The 14,795-nt window shown below is 69.1% G+C and carries 15 protein-coding genes and 5 pseudogenes; 15 read left to right on the forward strand and 5 right to left on the reverse strand.

Annotated elements, in window-relative coordinates:
- Positions 1–352: 352 nt before the first annotated feature.
- Positions 353–472, forward strand: a pseudogene (locus ACIRP7_RS36900) (transposase); the annotation flags it as partial.
- Between the two features lie 171 nt (positions 473–643).
- Positions 644–850, forward strand: a pseudogene (locus ACIRP7_RS36905) (Tn3 family transposase); the annotation flags it as partial.
- Here the strand turns inward: ACIRP7_RS36905 and ACIRP7_RS36910 are convergent.
- Entirely contained in the window at positions 825–1,691 is an 867-nt protein-coding gene (locus tag ACIRP7_RS36910) for an MBL fold metallo-hydrolase (RefSeq protein ID WP_403668707.1), read from the reverse strand. The pseudogene ACIRP7_RS36905 and the gene ACIRP7_RS36910 overlap by 26 nt on opposite strands.
- 178 nt (positions 1,692–1,869) lie before the next feature.
- Between ACIRP7_RS36910 and ACIRP7_RS36915 the strand changes: the two genes are divergently transcribed.
- The 3 genes from ACIRP7_RS36915 to ACIRP7_RS36925 all read left to right on the forward strand — a co-directional run bounded on the left by ACIRP7_RS36915 (position 1,870) and on the right by ACIRP7_RS36925 (position 3,321).
- Entirely contained in the window at positions 1,870–2,265 is a 396-nt protein-coding gene (locus ACIRP7_RS36915) for a winged helix-turn-helix transcriptional regulator (RefSeq protein ID WP_403668632.1), read from the forward strand.
- A 136-nt stretch (positions 2,266–2,401) separates the two neighbouring features.
- Positions 2,402–2,956, forward strand: coding sequence for a transposase (locus tag ACIRP7_RS36920; RefSeq protein ID WP_403668634.1), 555 nt, complete (start codon positions 2,402–2,404; stop codon positions 2,954–2,956).
- Complete coding sequence (locus tag ACIRP7_RS36925; RefSeq protein WP_403668636.1) at positions 2,923–3,321, forward strand: transposase; 399 nt, start codon at positions 2,923–2,925, stop codon at positions 3,319–3,321. Before ACIRP7_RS36920 ends, ACIRP7_RS36925 begins: the two co-directional genes overlap by 34 nt.
- Here the strand turns inward: ACIRP7_RS36925 and ACIRP7_RS36930 are convergent.
- Positions 3,278–3,809 (reverse strand): annotated as a pseudogene (locus ACIRP7_RS36930) (hypothetical protein). The gene ACIRP7_RS36925 and the pseudogene ACIRP7_RS36930 sit on opposite strands and share 44 nt — an antisense overlap.
- Before the next feature lie 217 nt (positions 3,810–4,026).
- Between ACIRP7_RS36930 and ACIRP7_RS36935 the strand changes: the two are divergent.
- The 3 genes and pseudogenes from ACIRP7_RS36935 to ACIRP7_RS36945 all read left to right on the forward strand — a co-directional run.
- Positions 4,027–4,230: pseudogene (locus ACIRP7_RS36935) on the forward strand (transposase); the annotation flags it as partial.
- Positions 4,231–4,733: 503 nt separating this feature from the next.
- Complete coding sequence (locus ACIRP7_RS36940; RefSeq protein WP_052067739.1) at positions 4,734–4,955, forward strand: helix-turn-helix domain-containing protein; 222 nt, start codon at positions 4,734–4,736, stop codon at positions 4,953–4,955.
- Positions 4,952–5,659 carry a Clp protease N-terminal domain-containing protein gene (locus ACIRP7_RS36945; protein ID WP_403668640.1) on the forward strand — a complete coding sequence of 236 codons (708 nt, stop codon included), beginning with the start codon at positions 4,952–4,954 and terminating at the stop codon, positions 5,657–5,659. Before ACIRP7_RS36940 ends, ACIRP7_RS36945 begins: the two co-directional genes overlap by 4 nt.
- Positions 5,660–5,945: 286 nt before the next feature.
- Here ACIRP7_RS36945 and ACIRP7_RS36950 read toward each other — a convergent pair whose 3' ends face one another.
- Positions 5,946–6,560 carry a transposase gene (locus tag ACIRP7_RS36950; RefSeq protein ID WP_403668709.1) on the reverse strand — a complete coding sequence of 205 codons (615 nt, stop codon included), beginning with the start codon at positions 6,558–6,560 and terminating at the stop codon, positions 5,946–5,948.
- 119 nt (positions 6,561–6,679) lie between these two features.
- Here ACIRP7_RS36950 and ACIRP7_RS36955 point away from each other — a divergent pair.
- From ACIRP7_RS36955 to ACIRP7_RS36980, 6 genes and pseudogenes are all read left to right on the forward strand, one after another.
- Positions 6,680–6,781: pseudogene (locus ACIRP7_RS36955) on the forward strand (glycoside hydrolase family 125 protein); the annotation flags it as partial.
- A gap of 303 nt (positions 6,782–7,084) precedes the next feature.
- Positions 7,085–7,855 (forward strand): response regulator transcription factor, encoded by a 771-nt coding sequence (locus tag ACIRP7_RS36960; RefSeq protein WP_403668642.1) that lies wholly within the window; start codon positions 7,085–7,087, stop codon positions 7,853–7,855.
- Complete coding sequence (locus ACIRP7_RS36965) at positions 7,842–9,917, forward strand: sensor histidine kinase (protein ID WP_403668645.1); 2,076 nt, start codon at positions 7,842–7,844, stop codon at positions 9,915–9,917. The genes ACIRP7_RS36960 and ACIRP7_RS36965 overlap by 14 nt, the downstream gene beginning before the upstream one ends.
- Before the next feature lie 123 nt (positions 9,918–10,040).
- Positions 10,041–10,424 carry a hypothetical protein gene (locus ACIRP7_RS36970; protein ID WP_403668647.1) on the forward strand — a complete coding sequence of 128 codons (384 nt, stop codon included), beginning with the start codon at positions 10,041–10,043 and terminating at the stop codon, positions 10,422–10,424.
- A gap of 101 nt (positions 10,425–10,525) precedes the next feature.
- A complete protein-coding gene (locus ACIRP7_RS36975) occupies positions 10,526–11,149 on the forward strand; it encodes a class F sortase (protein ID WP_403668649.1) in 624 nt (207 codons plus the stop codon).
- 211 nt (positions 11,150–11,360) lie between these two features.
- Positions 11,361–12,269, forward strand: a complete 909-nt coding sequence (locus ACIRP7_RS36980) for a tyrosine-type recombinase/integrase (protein WP_403668652.1) — start codon at positions 11,361–11,363, stop codon at positions 12,267–12,269.
- 97 nt (positions 12,270–12,366) lie between these two features.
- On the opposite strand, the gene ACIRP7_RS36985 is transcribed toward ACIRP7_RS36980, so the two are convergent.
- Both ACIRP7_RS36985 and ACIRP7_RS36990 read right to left on the reverse strand, forming a co-directional pair.
- Positions 12,367–12,657, reverse strand: a complete 291-nt coding sequence (locus tag ACIRP7_RS36985; RefSeq protein WP_403668654.1) for a DUF2255 family protein — start codon at positions 12,655–12,657, stop codon at positions 12,367–12,369.
- Between the two features lie 95 nt (positions 12,658–12,752).
- Positions 12,753–13,631, reverse strand: coding sequence for a helix-turn-helix domain-containing protein (locus tag ACIRP7_RS36990; RefSeq protein WP_403668657.1), 879 nt, complete (start codon positions 13,629–13,631; stop codon positions 12,753–12,755).
- A gap of 194 nt (positions 13,632–13,825) precedes the next feature.
- Between ACIRP7_RS36990 and ACIRP7_RS36995 the strand changes: the two genes are divergently transcribed.
- Complete coding sequence (locus ACIRP7_RS36995) at positions 13,826–14,749, forward strand: alpha/beta hydrolase (RefSeq protein WP_403668660.1); 924 nt, start codon at positions 13,826–13,828, stop codon at positions 14,747–14,749.
- Positions 14,750–14,795: the final 46 nt, after the last annotated feature.

Consider the following 14,795-nt stretch of genomic DNA (forward strand, 5'->3'; position numbering starts at 1 on the left):
CTCGACGGCTCCGAGAGGCCAGGACCCTCAACCCGGGCACCGGCATGCCCATGGGGAACCCGACCGATTCACAAGGAAGATCTAAAAGCTTCGCAAACCACACGAAACAGGGAACATAAGGCTAGTTCGAGCATGGTCAGCGGCACCATCGACGGTCAGCGTCCCGGTGGGGACTCGTGACCACGGGGGTGGGGAATTGGCTGACGCCGATCATGCACATCGTGGGGAATTGTTTGACCGTCGACAGTTCGGGAACGCCGCCGACCACCCTGTGCGTGAACGCCGGTATCCCACTGACATGACGGATGCGGAGTGGGTGCTCGTGCGGCCGGTGCTGCCGGTGCCGGGCTGGATGCGGGGCAGGGGCGGGCAGCCGGAGGCGTACTGCCACCGCATGATGCTGGACGCTGTCCGGTATCGGGTCGACAACGGGATCAAGTGGCGGGCGATGCCGGCCGACTTCCCGCCCTGGCACCGTGTCTACGCCTTCTTCCGCCGCTGGCGCGACCACGGCCTGGTGCGGGAGTTCCACGACCGGCTGCGGGCCAGAGTGCGCCAGCAGGCGGGACGGGACGCGGAGCCGACGGCCGGGGTGATCGACTCCCCGCCTACCACACCGCCGCTTCACCCAGGCGCCCCGCTCGCCGCGGCGAACGCCGCGTTGATCGGTACCCAGTCCCTTGTCGAACTGGCCCAGATGTGGGGCGGCGGGCTGCTCGCCTCCGTCGCCGGCCTGCGCTTCGTCGTCCCCGTCAAGAGCATCAACCCCGGCCCCCCGCCCAAGTACTACCGCTACAAACGGGGCGTGACCTCGCTCAACGCCGTCAACGACCAGGTCGCGGGGATCGGCCGACGACCTGACCGGGCGCCAGCAGGGCAGGCGCATCGGGCACCATACGGAATCGGCTGTCGTACCGCTGGACGCGGCCACCGGTGGGATGCGCGAAGTGGGTGCCCAGAAGCAGGTCGTCCGTACCGGCCAGCTCCGCGAGCAGACGGTGGCGGGTGTTCTGTGCCTCGACGGGATCGACGTCGCCGACGGTGCTGATCTCGGGGTGAGCCAGTTGTACGGGATGATGCACGCTGTCGCCGCTGATCAGCGCGTTGCGGTCGGTGCCTGTCAGTCGAACCGACAGGTGGCCGGGGGTGTGGCCGCGTGTCGGCACCAGACGGACGCCGTCGGCCACCTCGATGCCTGACGCGGGAACGTCGAGGAGGTCGTACAGGCCGTTGTCACGGACGGGCCTCAGCGAGTCCCGGTGCGTTTGGGCTACTTCTTCGTCGGTCTCGGCGGCGGCGGTCCAGTAGTCCCATTCCCTGCGGTCGGCCAGATAGCGGGCGTTGGGGAAGGTCGGTATCCAGCGGCCGTCGACCAGGTGAGTGTTCCAGCCGACGTGGTCGACGTGCATGTGTGTGGTGATCACCAGGTCGACGGTGTCCGGGGCGAAGCCCGCGGCAGTCAGGGCGTGGAGCACGGGGGTCCGCAGGTGATCGGCGTCCGGTATCTGCCGGGGCTTGTCGTTGCCGATGCCCGTGTCGACCAGGATGCGTTTGCCGTGCGCCTCGAACGCGAAGATGTGGACGTGCATCGCGAAGGCCGTGCCGTCGGTGAAGTCGGGCCGCAGCCAGGGCTCCTGCAAATGTTCCGGTGTGGCGCCGGGTAGCAGCCATTGGCTGGTCTCAGGTGACATGTCGATCTCGTCGACCCTGTGCACAATGATGCCTCCGAGGTCCCAGCCCAAAAAGGCCGGGGACACGCGACTTGCAAGCATGACCGATCCATTCGCCTGTTGTGCTTCCGCTCTTGAGATCGACCCTAGGGTTCCCAGTAACCTTTCGTAAGTACGTACTTTTTTGTAACTTCGTGTCATGGTGGTTAGTGAGCAGGCCAAAGATGTTTTCGCCCGCCTTCCGGCAGACTCGTTCGACAAGGACTGCCCGACGCGTCCAGTGATGGCCCAGGTGACCAGCCGGTGGGGCGCGTTGATCCTTGCCGCGCTCGCTCAGGGACCGATGCGCTTCTCTCGCCTTCAGCAGCACATCGGCGGCATCAGCCAGAAGATGCTGTCGCAGTACCTGAAGTCGACCGTGCGGTACGGGCTGGTGGAGCGACAGGTGGAGCCAACGGTTCCGCCGCAGGTCACCTACAGTCTGACGCCACTCGGGGAAAGCCTGGCGCAACAACTCTGCTCGTTGCTGAGCTGGTTCAGCACCAACATCACGGAACTGGAGGCCGCCAAGGAACGCTACGACGCGGCTGAGTAGCTGTTCTCGTGGCGATCTTGGGGCTTGGTGATCGAACGGGAGTCCCGATCGGGTGGTCGTCGGGTGCTCGGCGCATGTGGACAGGGCCTCTTGAACAATTCGCTGGTGTCGAAACACCGAACATCAGGAGGCCCTGGTGTCGCAGTCTTACGTGCCGAAGTCCGGGCAGTCCACCTCGGCCACCCGGGAGTGTGACTGTCTGGCGCACCGGTTCGGGAACGCCGCCGACCACCCTGTGCGTGAACGCCGGTATCCCACCGACATGACGGATGCGGAGTGGGTGCTCGTGCGGCCGGTGCTGCCGGTGCCGGGCTGGATGCGGGGCAGGGGCGGGCAGCCGGAGGCGTACTGCCACCGCATGATGCTGGACGCTGTCCGGTATCTGGTCGACAACGGGATCAAGTGGCGGGCGATGCCGGCCGACTTCCCGCCCTGGCACCGTGTCTACGCCTTCTTCCGCCGCTGGCGCGACCACGGCCTGGTGCGGGAGTTCCACGACCGGCTGCGGGCCAGAGTGCGCCAGCAGGCGGGACGGGACGCGGAGCCGACGGCCGGGGTGATCGACTCGCAGTCCGTCAAGGCGGACTCCGTGGTCGGCGCGCCAGCAGCCGCGGCTTCGACGGCGCCAAGCTCGTCAACGGACGCAAGCGGCACGTCGTGGTGGACACCCTCGGCCTGCTGCTGGGCGTGATGGTCACCAGCGCGGATGTCGGCGACCGCACCGCCGCCCAGGTCCTGCCCGATCAGGTCACGGCCGCGCACCACCGGCTGGCCCTAGTCTGGGCGGACGGCGGTTACACCGGCAGCCTCGTCGAGTACTGCCTGACCGCCCTCGCCCTGGTCCTGGCGATCGTCAAACGCAGCGACCATGCGAAGGGTTTTGTGGTGCTGCCCAAGCGGTGGATCGTGGAGCGCCTCTTCGCGCACCTGATGCGAAGCCGCCGCCTGCTCCGCGATGTCGAGCGCCGCACGGCCAGCGCCCAGGCGATGATCTACTGGTCGATGCCCCTGCTCATGAGCCGCCGCCTGGCGCGGACAGGGCCGCGGCGAGGATGAACTGTCCCGGTGACGGCTCGGTCAGCCAGCCGCGGGCGACCAGACGCTTGGCTTTCGAGCGCAGGGCCTCCACCCGGGCCGGCACCATATCCATCCCGAACACGGCGGCCATTTTCCTGGCAGGTCAACGCCCCCTGCCCCAGCCGGGCCCGGTCCATGAGCGCCTGAACGATGCGCTGGTAGTCCACCGAGAGCACCGACAGGGCCATCCCCGGACGCCCCACTGCCACCTGCGTCTTCGGCTTCGCCGACTCACCCGCCACCGGCCGCGCATCCGCCGCACCGTCACTGCCGTCCGTCATCGCACGGCTGCCCGCGTCCGACGCCAGGATCGCATCGACCCGCCGACGGGCGATCACCCACTCCTGCCACTCCGCCTCGGCAGCGGCCAACTCAGCCTGGACACGGTCGGCTTCCTCACGCAGCCCCTCGACCCGAAACCGAGCAGCGAGCTCGTTCTCCTCCAGCAGCCCAACCACCGACGGCATTCGAGACCTCCCAGCAAGCGGCAACGTGACAGGCCACTACTCCCACAGACCCGCCGCCCCCTACCCCCGACCAGCCGAAACACGTCCCGCAGCCCCGGAAAGAGGACAGCTTCTCACGGTGTTCTCGAACGCGTCGCCTGGCTTGCCACTAAGAACTCCTGACAAAATGCTGCAACTTACCTTGGAATGTCAGTGCTGATGGTGCGTTAGCCTTCACATGAGGAGGGGTGAGCAGCTTCCGTGGATTGTGTCCGATGAGCTGTGGGCGCGGATCGAGCCGTTGCTGCCTGTGGTGCCGCGTCGGGCGGATCACCCGGGGCGCAAGCGACTGGATGACCGGAAGGTGCTGTCGGGCATCCTGTTTGTGCTGTACACCGGCATCCCGTGGGAGTTCCTGCCCCAGGAACTGGGCTTCGGCTCACGAAATCGTGTTGGTCCACCTTCAGTGACAAGCGGTCCACGCTCGCTGTCACGGAACACCGGGTGCGAGCGGAGCGTGATGACTCCCGCCCGCCCGACCAGCCGCACTGTCACGCGTCACGCTGTCACGCAGAACCGGCCTGGAAGGGGGCTCAGGCCCGATCCACACCCCAAGAAACGGACATTAGCGGGCATTATTGCGGCTGCTGTCACGCTCCAACCGGCGACGTGACAGCACGGTCCGGGGGGTGCGTGACAGCGCAGCACGTCACGCTTAGTGTCCCGTCTTCGATGAACTGGTCTGCGTCTCAGGCGAACTGGCCCGATCCTCTCTACGTTTCAAGCGAAGAGGTTCGCTCCCGGCGGCGGGTGCCTGATCGACGAGCACGAAACCGGGGGCAGGAGAAACTGGGCCAGGGCAGCTGAACTGCGCGGCTCTCGAACTCACTACGCATCGTCAGCACATGTTGACACCACCCCGGTCGTCAGCATATGCTGACGGACATGCAGAACACACTCGAAATCGCCGAGGGCGCCGCCAGCAACGACCCGGACGTCGGGCTCCGAGCGGTGGCCGCCCTGCGAGAACTCAGCGAACGGCTGGAACTCCTCCAGGTCGACAACGCACGGAAACTGGGATGGTCCTGGCAGGACATCGCACAGCGGCTCGGCGTCACCAAGCAGACCGTGCACCGCAAGTACGGCCCGCTGATCGGGAGGCGATGATGTTCGAACACTTCACTCCCGACGCCCGCACCGTCGTAGTTCATGCCCAGGAGCACGCACGCCGGCTCGGGCACCACCACATCGGCAGCGAACACCTCCTGCTCGCCCTCGCCCTGACCGACCAGCCGGCGAGCTCCGTCCTGCGCGAGCACGGCCTCACGCCGCAGCGCGTCGAGGAGGAGATCGTCCGCCAGGTCGGGCTCGGCGCGGGGTCCCTCCTGTTCGGCACCCTCAACCGGGATGCGCTGGCCTCGATCGGGATCGATCTCGACGCCGTCCGCGCCAGGATCGAGGGATCCTTCGGACCAGAAGCCCTCGCCCGTGCCGGCCGGACCGTACACCGGCCACCCCGCCCCTCCAGGCTCAACCCCCGGCGCGCAGTTCCCCCGCGCCACTGGCGCAGCCAACGCCGCGCCCGACGCGCCGTCCTTACGGCACCCACCCCCGCTCCAACCGGCCTCTACCAGACCGACGGCGCCCGCCCCACCGGGCACATCCCCTTCACCCCGAACGCCAAGGAGAGCCTGTCCAACACGGTCCACGAGGCGCAGGCCCGGCACGAGACCGACATCGGCACCGAACACCTCGCCCTCGGCCTCATCGCCATGAACAGCGGGCTGGTGCCCTCCGTACTGTCAGCACTCGGTGCATCAGCCCCGGCGCTGCGCACTGCAATCGTCGACCGCTACCGCCAAACGAGCTGATCCCGCCCCCCGCCCGTCGTCAACTTCCATATCCGGCATCACCTCGCCTAGGACCAGATCGAGCGAGATTTCCAGTACCCCCACGTCTCAACTCATCCGGTCGCCGCAGGTCACAGACGCGAGCCGAGGCCAGATCGTTTGAGACGGAGCATTTAGTGAGCGTGACAGGGTGCCGGGCGCTGACACCTCACAGGCTCACAGATCACCGACGACGTCGACTAACTGCTGGCGTTCTACGACTTCCCCGCGGAGCACTGGGTTCACTTGCGTACGATGGATGTAATCGTCAAGCGATGCAGGTCACGGACTCGGATTCGGTGCCGGGTATCGCTGGCAGGCGAGGTGTGCTGGCCGGGCGCTTGGTCTGCCACTGGGCGGCTAGCACCGCGTAGGCGCGCTCGGCCTGTTCTGCGATCTCGCGTTCCTGCCGTCGTAGTTGCTTGTCGTTGTAGTCGTAGCCCGGACCCCGCCGGGCGATGCGGCGTTCAGCGCCGGCGGTCAGCTCGAGCTTGCGCCGCTTGAAGGCGACCAGGCTCGGGCGGGCGAAGGCGTAGTCCTGCTCCTTGGTGACCAGGTGCCAGGCGATGACCGTGATCTTCCGGGCGACCGCGACGATCGCGATCTGCATCCCGCGCCTGGCCTTAATCCTCTGATGCAGGGCTCGCAGAGGCCCGGGCGACCGCAGGGCGGCGAACGCGGCCTGCACCAGCATCCCGCGCGCCTTGCCGCACCCGGCCTTGGTGATCCGCCGGTGGTGGGCAGGCATCCCGGCGGACTGGCGCACCCTCGGGTTCAGGCCCAGATAGGAGACGAGTTTGTCCGCGCTGGAGAAGCGGTGGAAGTCACCGACGGCGGCCAGCACGGTGACCGCGGTCATCGCATCCACGCCCGGAATCGTCATCAACCGCCGTACGACCGGGTCGTCTAGCGCCTCGGTGGCCAGGCGCCGTTCCACCGAGGCGAGTTCCGCACCATAGAAGTCGAGCTGGCGCAGCAGCGCAGTGAGGCGAACAGCTCTACCTGCGCACCCGCGAGTTCGTCCTCGGAGACGCCAACCCCTTCTACTACCCGGGCAGTTCGGCGTCCGGCATCGGCAGCCCGCACACCCCGCCCGACCGCATCTGGCCGCTCTCCCTGACCATGCAGGCGCTGACCAGCGACGACGAGGCCGAGCGGACCGCCTCGCGGAGCTGCTGCGCACCGACGGGGGCACCGGCTCCACGCTCGAGAGCTTCCACGTCGACGACCCCGCGACCTTCACCCGCCCCTGGTTCGGGTGAGGCGACGCCCTCTTCGCCGAGCTGCTCCTCGACCTCACGGGATGCTCGACGGCAGCCCTGCACCCTCGCCTGCCCACCACCGAACCGCCCTCACGGTAAGGACACTTCCGACCTCCCGGCGCCGGCGGTCGCTACGATCTGCGGCGTGTGCGCAAACATTGTGGTCGCCGAAGACGACGCGAAGCAGGCCGAACTGGTGCGCCGCTACCTGGAGCACGAGGGCCACGCCGTCACGGTCGTCGAGGACGGCCGGACGGCTCTCGAGACGGTCCGGCACCAGGAACCCGACCTGGTCGTCCTCGACGTGATGATGCCCAGGGCCGATGGTCTCGACGTCGTACGGATCCTGCGTGCCGAACGCCGGGAGGTGCCGGTGCTGATGCTGACGGCCCGCAGCACCGAGGACGATCTGCTGCTCGGCCTCGACCTCGGCGCCGACGACTACATGACCAAGCCGTTCAGCCCGCGTGAACTCACCGCCCGAGTAAGGACGTTGCTTCGCCGCAACCGGCGCGGCCCCGACCCGGATCCGGCGACCGTAGCCGCCCCCGCTCCTGCCTCGGAGCCCGAAGCGGCCCCGGACGACGAGGTGTTGACGGTCGGCGCGCTCAGGGTCGATCCCTCGCGGCACGAGGTGTCGGTCGCCGGGACGCCCGTCGAGTGCACGCCCGGTGAGTTCCGTATCCTCGCGGCGATGGCGGCCGAGCCCGGCCGGGTCTTCACCAGAGCACGGCTCCTGGCCGAGCTGCACGGCTTCGACAAGTACATCAGCGGCCGGACCGTCGACGTGCACGTCATGAACCTGCGCAAGAAGATCGAGCGCGCCCCACGACGGCCGGCCCGCCTCATCACCGTCTTCGGCGTCGGCTACAAACTCACGGACCCCGCGAAGAACGTGCGCCATGCGTCGTCCTGACAGGGGAGGTGCGGCGGGGGCCGCCCGGCTGCCGCTGCGCAAGAGCCTGGCGGGGCGGCTGTTGACCGTGACGGCGCTGGTGGCCTCGTGCTCGGTCGCCGCGACCGCCTGGCTGGCCGTGCAGACGACCTCCGTCGCGATCCGCCAGGAGCAGGGGCAGAACCTCAAGTCCGACGCGAAGATCTACAACACCCTCCTCGGCTACGCGGCCACCCACCCCGACTGGGACGGCGTCGACACCACCGTGCGAGATCTGGCCCAGGAGTCCGGGCGCCGGATCGTGCTCACCACGCCGGGCCGACGCCCGATCGTGGACTCGGCCGACTCGCGCTCAGCGGGCGGCGGTTCGTCCGACGATCTGCTCGCTCAGCAGGCCTCGGCGGTCGTGGATCCACGCTCCGTCGACACCGTGCTGGTGCCCGACGCGGCCAAGGCCGGCGCCGACCGCGTCGATCCACGGGCCGTGGGGCCCTTCCGGCTGCCCGCGAAGGAACGCGACGCACTGCGGAAGGCCGCCGCCGGGAGGGTGGAGTGCCTCAGCCAGATGGGTATCGCCGCCGACGTCGTCGAGAGCCCGGGCGGACGGCCCCGCGTCCAGTTCGTGAGCGACGAGACCGAAGGGGGGACCGACAGCGTCACCGAACGTGACATGAAAGCCAAGTGCTTTGCGTCCTACCCGGTCGGTCCCACCGCGACCGAGCGGAAGGCCCTGAGCGCCCTCAACCAACTGGCTGACGCCTGTCTGAAACGACAGGGTCGCACCGCCGTGAAACTGAACCTGGACCTGTCCTGGGACCGGAGTTACGCATACGGGCGGGACGACGCGGTCTCCGGCGCCGAGGACGGCCTCAGCGATCGGGAGGCGAAGGCCCTGGCCGCCAAGAAGGCGGAGGACGCCGCGACGGCCGAACGCAAAGCGGCTTCCGGCGGCGCACTCGACTACGCCCCCGCCGAGATCCGCGACAGCGCGTACGACCGGGCCGTGGCCAACTGTGTCGAAAGCGCCCGCCGGGAACAGCTCACGGGCTATGTCGCCGAGCCCGCGCTCCTGTTCATCGACGGCCCCGGTGCCGCCGGCGTGCCTGGCTTCGACCTCTCCCGCGCCAACACCGCACGCATCGCCGGTGTCACCGCCCTGGTCCTCGCCCTCACCGTCGGCGCCTCGGTGCTCGCCGGAGCCAGGCTCGTACGCCCGTTGCACGCGCTCACCGGCGCCGCCCAGCGCATGCGGGAGGGCCTGGACGCGACGCCGGTGCCCGTGCCCGTCGTCTCCGACAATGAGATCGGACGGCTGACGGCGGCCTTCAACGACATGGCCGCGCACCGGGCCCGCCTGGAGGAGCAGCGCAAGGTGATGGTCAGCGATGTCGCCCATGAGCTGCGAACGCCGCTGAGCAACATCCGGGGCTGGCTGGAGGCGGCCCACGACGGACTGGCCGTGCCGGACCCCGCGTTCGTCTCCTCGCTCCTGGAGGAGGCGGTGCAGCTCCAGCACCTCATCAACGACCTCCAGGACCTGGGCGCGGCCGACGCGGGCGCCCTGCGGCTGCACCGGAAGCCGGTACGGATCGACGAGCTGCTCGGCCAGGTCGCCGCCGCGCACCAGGGGTTGGCCGAGACGGCGGGCGTCACCCTCACGGTCCTGACACCGCCTCCGGGCACCCCTCACCCACCGCTCCTCGACGCCGACCCCGTACGGCTGCGGCAGACCGTCAGCAACCTGATCTCCAACGCGGTGCGCCACACCCCGGCCGGCGGCACGGTGACCCTGCGCCGGTACGTCACCGACCTGGGGGACGAGGTCGCCGTGGAGGTGTCCGACACCGGCAGTGGCATTCCGGCGGGCGACCTCCCGTACGTGTTCGACCGTTTCTGGCGGGCGGAGAAGTCCCGCAATCGCAGCACCGGCGGCAGCGGCCTCGGCCTGGCGATCGTCCTCAAGCTCGCCGAGGCCCACGGCGGCACGGTGGACGTGGCGAGCACGGAGGGGAAGGGGGCCACCTTCACCCTGCGGCTGCCGACAGCCGAGTCACGGAAGCCGGAGGGCCCCGGTCGACCCTGATGGGATGACGACAGCGCTCTGACAGTTTCCTCACAAGTGGCCGTCAGGGTGAAGCCATGCCCGGAACCTGGTGCGGATCGGCAACCAGGAACGACCAAGCCGGGCTGGAACTGGAGCCCTCACATGTCCCGCCGTCTCACCCTGCGCCCGCTGCGTATCGCTGTCCTGACCGGCGTCGCGGCCGGCGCGCTGCTCGTCCCGGCCACCGCGGCCTTCGCCACCGACCCGACTCCGACGCCGGGCGCGACCGACTCGACCCCGGCCGACAAGGAGGCCCTGGCGAAGAAGAAGGCCGAGGACGCCAGGACGCTCAAGGCCCGGAAGGCCGCCGAAGCCCAGAAGGCCGGAGGCAAGGACTACCCGCGTGGCGGTGTCGCCGCGGGCGAGGCCCCCGCCCAGGACGACAACACCGGCACGCTCATCGGTTCGGCCACCGGCGCGCTGCTGCTCGCGGGCGCCGGCACCTACGTACTGCGCCGCCGCACCACCGCCCGCCGCGAAAGCTGACCCGGCAGCACGACCTCTCGTACGAAACGGTGGCGCCGCCCTTCACCAGGCGGCGCCCTGCGCGTTCCGGCGAACCCTCGCACCCTGTTCTGGAGCCCGAGTTGCCCCCTGCACACCGTCCGGCCCTGTCTCGGGCCCGCCTCGCGACCCTCACCCTGTTGACCCTCGTCACCCTGCTCACCGGCTGTTCGTCCGGCCCCGACCCGACGGTCCGGGTCGCCCCCACCGCCCCCACCGCCGCGTCGGGCGCTCCGAAGTCCGAGGGTCCTGCGGCCGACGCTCCGGCGGCCCCTGCCGAGGTGGCCGTTCCCTCCGTGGGGATCACCAGTTCGCTGATGGAGTTGGGCCTCAACACGGACCGGACGGTCCAGGTCCCACCGGCCGAGAAGGGGATGACCGCGGGCTGGTACACGGGCGGTGCGGTGCCCGGTGAGATCGGCGCGGCCGTCATCATCGGCCACAACGACACCCGCTTCGGCGCGGCCGTCTTCCACGACCTGAAGAAGATCAAGGAGGGTGCGGACATCACCGTCACCGACAAGACGGGAAAAGCCCTCCACTTCACCGTCACGGCCACGGAGAGCGTCGCCAAGAAAGCCTTCCCGACGGAGAAGGTCTACGGGCCGACCCAGGAACGTGCTCTACGGCTCATCACATGCGACGGCGACTTCGACGCGCAGGGGCACCCTGTCGACAACCTCATCGTGTACGCGACAGCGAGCTGAGGGCCGTAGGCGTGTCCGTTTCGCCCTGTCGTCACGAGTAACGTCCGCGGCTCGACCGTCAGCGGCCGGTTCCAGGAGCGCGCCGCCGAACGGTCGGTACGCGTCAGCCACGACGAGGCGATCCGCCGCGACTGCCTGGAGGCCGTCACCGCACTCGCCTGCGCCGCCAGCGACCACCGCCGGGCGATGCGGATACGCGGCGACGCCGTCCGTGCCACCCTGGAGGCGCTCGTGGCGCAGGGTGGTCGTCGCCCTGCTGGTGGTCAGCCCGTCCAAGAGCGACCGCGAGCGCGTCATCCCGATGTCCGCGGAGCTGTTCCACGTCATCGCGCAGATCATCAGCCGTCACCGCGAGGAGCACGGAACCGTTCCGGTCTGTCCCCGCTATGACCAGAGCGAACGTATCTGGTGCGAACCACTGCCTTACCTCTTCCAACGAGTGCAAAGCGGCACCCCGCGGGCGCTGTCGACCAGTGGGGTACGCCAGATCGTCCTCAGCGCCGCCAAGGCGCTGATCCCGACGCACCCGGAGTTCGCAGAGATCCGCTTCGCCCCGCACGACTTCCGGAGGCTGTTCGCCACCGACCTGGTCAACAACGGCCTGCCCATCCACATCGGCGCGGCGCTGCTCGGGCACCTCGATGTTCAGACTACCCGCGGTTACGTCGCCGTCTTCGACGAGGACGTCATCGCCCACTACACCGAGTTCCCCGACCGCCGCCGGGCCATGCGGCCGCCGACTGAGTACCGGAAGCCGACCGGCGAGGAGTGGAGCGACTTCCAGGAGCACTTCGACAAGCGCAAGGTCGAGCTCGGTTCCTGCGGACGTCCCTACGGCACGCCCTGCGCACACGAGCACGCGTGCATCCGTTGCCCGATGCTGTCGGTCAGCCCCAAGATGCTGCCCCACCTCGACGAGTTGGAGGCCGACCTGCTGGCCCGCCGTCAACGCGCGATCGACGAAGGCTGGCGTGGTGAGATCGAAGGAGTCGACCTCACCCTGAGGTTCCTGCGCAGCAAGCGAGCCCAGGGTCACCGCACCGCCAGGATGGGCAGGGTGGACCTGGATATGCCCACCCTGCCCCAGCAGCAGGTCAGCTCGGAGCGACCCACTGGCTGATCGCCTTGGCGCTGTCAACCTGACGAGCAGTCTCGCCGGACAGGGCCGCCGGTGAGCGTGCGCTGCTGCGCGCTGACGCTGCCCGGGCCCCGTTCCGTCAGCGGACCAGGCCCGCGGCGCCGTTCGATGAAGTCGCCGGGTCGATCCGTATCGTCGCGGCGTGTGCCCGGCGGCTCGCCGCGAGGGCGCCGGCCGCCTGTCCGTACTTGTTCCGGTAGGCGGCGTCGATCTCGGAGGCGGGCCTGGTGTCACGGGTTTCCAGGAGGACGTCGCGGGTAACGGCCCCCACCCGGATCTGTCCGTGGCTGTGCTTGTGCGCCGCCTGGTACCAGCTGGAGCGGACCCCTCGGTAGGCGCGGACATACAGCTCGCCACCAACCAGGACCATACCGATCTCCACGCCAAGGTGATCGTCGTCCCCGGCGGTTAGGACGAGGGATTCGCACCCGGTGAGAAGAGCGAGATCTTCGGGTGCCCATGGGGTCATCGCGTCAGGTCCTCCGTCCGGCCGGTGCTCGGTTGCTGGGTGGTCCATGAGGTGAGGATGCGCAGGGCGTCGTGGGAGGGGCTGCCGGGCTCGGCTGTCAGGATCATCAGGCGCTGTCCGGAGCCGTCGGGGCTGGTCCAGGTGTCGCAGTCGAGGGTGAGGTCGCCCACCAGGTGGTGGCGGTAGTGCTTGGTGCCGTAACTGGCGCTGTTGACGCGGTGTTCGGCCCACCAGGTGCGGAAGTCGGGGTCCTGGAGGGACAGTTCGCCGACGAGCTGGCCGAGGTCTGGATCGTCGGGGTCGGCCGCGGCCTCCATGCGCAGCGCGGCGACGGCTTCCCTGGCGTCGTGGGCCCAGTCCTGGTGCAGTTGCCGGACCACCGGGTTCGTGAACAGCAGCCGCATGTAGTTGCTCCGGTTCGCCGGGAGGGCGGCGAAGTCGGTGTAGAGGGCTATGGCCGCGGGGTTCCAGGCCAGGATGTCCAGGCGTTTGCCAAGGACGAGTGCGGGGGTCTCGGTGAGCTGGTCGAGCAGACGTCGCATGGCTGGGCGCAGGCGTTGGGCGGGCCGGCGGCGGCGCGGGTGGGCGTCGCTTCGGCCGGCGAGTTCGTAGAGGTATTGCTGCTGGTCGTCGTCGAGGCGCAGGGCGCGGGCCAGGGTGGTCAGCACGGGTACGGATGCCCGGACGCGGCCCTGTTCGAGTCGTGTGTAGTAGTCGACGCTGATGGCGGCGAGCTGGGCGACCTCCTCGCGGCGCAGTCCGGCGACTTTGCGGGCGGAGTCCGTCTCGGGAAGGCCGCACTCTCGCGGTGTCAGCTGGGCCCTTCGGGCCTTGAGGAAGGCGCCCAGCGCCCGGGGGTCGGAGTCTGCAGTCATGCTCTCAAGTGTCATTGCGCCGCGACGGCCATGGCACCTGTGTGAGGGGGCAAGTTCTTTCCCAGGCAGAAACCTGGCTCTCCCGCTCGTGCGGAGACTGACAGAACGTGGATGTGTGCCCGGCAGGGTGCGGGCCCCGAGTCCACCGCGCCGGTGCGTTACGACACGTCATCACCTCTCAGGGAGAGTGCCTCATGTCCCAGACCACCGTTAGCTTCGACAGCGCCGGCATCCCGCTCGCCGGCCACCTCTACACCCCCGACACGTCGGCGTCGGGTCCGCGGCCCGCGCTCGTGGTCGGTCACCCCGGCACCAGCGTGAAGGAACAGACCTCCGGCACGTACGCCCAGCGGATGGCCGAGCGCGGCTTCGTCACCCTCGCCTTCGACGCCGCCTACCAGGGCGAGTCCGGCGGCCTGCCCCGTGGCCTGGAAGACCCCGCTCAGCGGGTGGAGGACTTCAAAGCCGCCGCCTCCTACCTCACCACCCGCGACGACGTCGATGCCGACCGCATCGGCCTGCTGGGCATCTGCGCCTCCGGCGGGTACTCGCTGGCCGCCACCGGCGGCGACCACCGCATCAAGGCCGTGGCCACCGTGTCCACCGCCGAACCCGCCCGCCAGTTCCGCCTCGGCGCCGACGGCACCCAGGACCCGGCCGTCTTCCAGGCCCTGCTGGATGCCGCCGCAGCGGCCCGCAGCGCCGCCGCACGCGGCGATGACCCCGGCACGATGACCATGTTCCCGGAGACCGCCGAGCAGGCCCGCGCGCTCGGCGGCCAGCACGGCGTCGAAGGCTTCGAGTACTACTGCACCCCGCGCGGCCGGCACGAACGCTCCGCGAAGACCCTCGCCTGGGAGAGCATCGACAGGATGGCCTTCCACGACGCGTTCTTCGCCATCCCGCTGATCGGCCCCCGCCCCATCCTCCAGATCATCGGCGAACGCGCCGTCACCGCCTGGATGGCCGTCGAGGCCCACCAGCGCGCCACTGGCCCCAAGGAGATCTACTGGATCAAGGACGCCAGCCACGTCGACCTCTACGACAAGAAGGAGTACATCGACCCCGCCATCGACAAGCTCACCGACTTCTACACCAGCCACCTCACCACCGACTGACGAGCACTCCGCGACGGGTAAGGACCTCAAGGACGTACGATCTGCG

Source organism: Streptomyces sp. NPDC102270, from assembly GCF_044766405.1.
Classification (GTDB): domain Bacteria; phylum Actinomycetota; class Actinomycetes; order Streptomycetales; family Streptomycetaceae; genus Streptomyces.

What these genes read in the sequence shown, in the direction of transcription:
- ACIRP7_RS36910 (WP_403668707.1), bottom strand. Translation starts at nt 1,691, where the DNA reads ATGTCACCTGAGACCAGCCAATGGCTGCTACCCGGCGCCACACCGGAA.
- ACIRP7_RS36915 (WP_403668632.1), top strand. Translation starts at nt 1,870, where the DNA reads ATGGTGGTTAGTGAGCAGGCCAAAGATGTTTTCGCCCGCCTTCCGGCA.
- ACIRP7_RS36940 (WP_052067739.1), top strand. Translation starts at nt 4,734, where the DNA reads ATGCAGAACACACTCGAAATCGCCGAGGGCGCCGCCAGCAACGACCCG.
- ACIRP7_RS36945 (WP_403668640.1), top strand. Translation starts at nt 4,952, where the DNA reads ATGATGTTCGAACACTTCACTCCCGACGCCCGCACCGTCGTAGTTCAT.
- ACIRP7_RS36950 (WP_403668709.1), bottom strand. Translation starts at nt 6,560, where the DNA reads ATGACGATTCCGGGCGTGGATGCGATGACCGCGGTCACCGTGCTGGCC.
- ACIRP7_RS36965 (WP_403668645.1), top strand. Translation starts at nt 7,842, where the DNA reads ATGCGTCGTCCTGACAGGGGAGGTGCGGCGGGGGCCGCCCGGCTGCCG.
- ACIRP7_RS36970 (WP_403668647.1), top strand. Translation starts at nt 10,041, where the DNA reads ATGTCCCGCCGTCTCACCCTGCGCCCGCTGCGTATCGCTGTCCTGACC.
- ACIRP7_RS36985 (WP_403668654.1), bottom strand. Translation starts at nt 12,657, where the DNA reads ATGGTCCTGGTTGGTGGCGAGCTGTATGTCCGCGCCTACCGAGGGGTC.
- ACIRP7_RS36990 (WP_403668657.1), bottom strand. Translation starts at nt 13,631, where the DNA reads ATGACTGCAGACTCCGACCCCCGGGCGCTGGGCGCCTTCCTCAAGGCC.
- ACIRP7_RS36995 (WP_403668660.1), top strand. Translation starts at nt 13,826, where the DNA reads ATGTCCCAGACCACCGTTAGCTTCGACAGCGCCGGCATCCCGCTCGCC.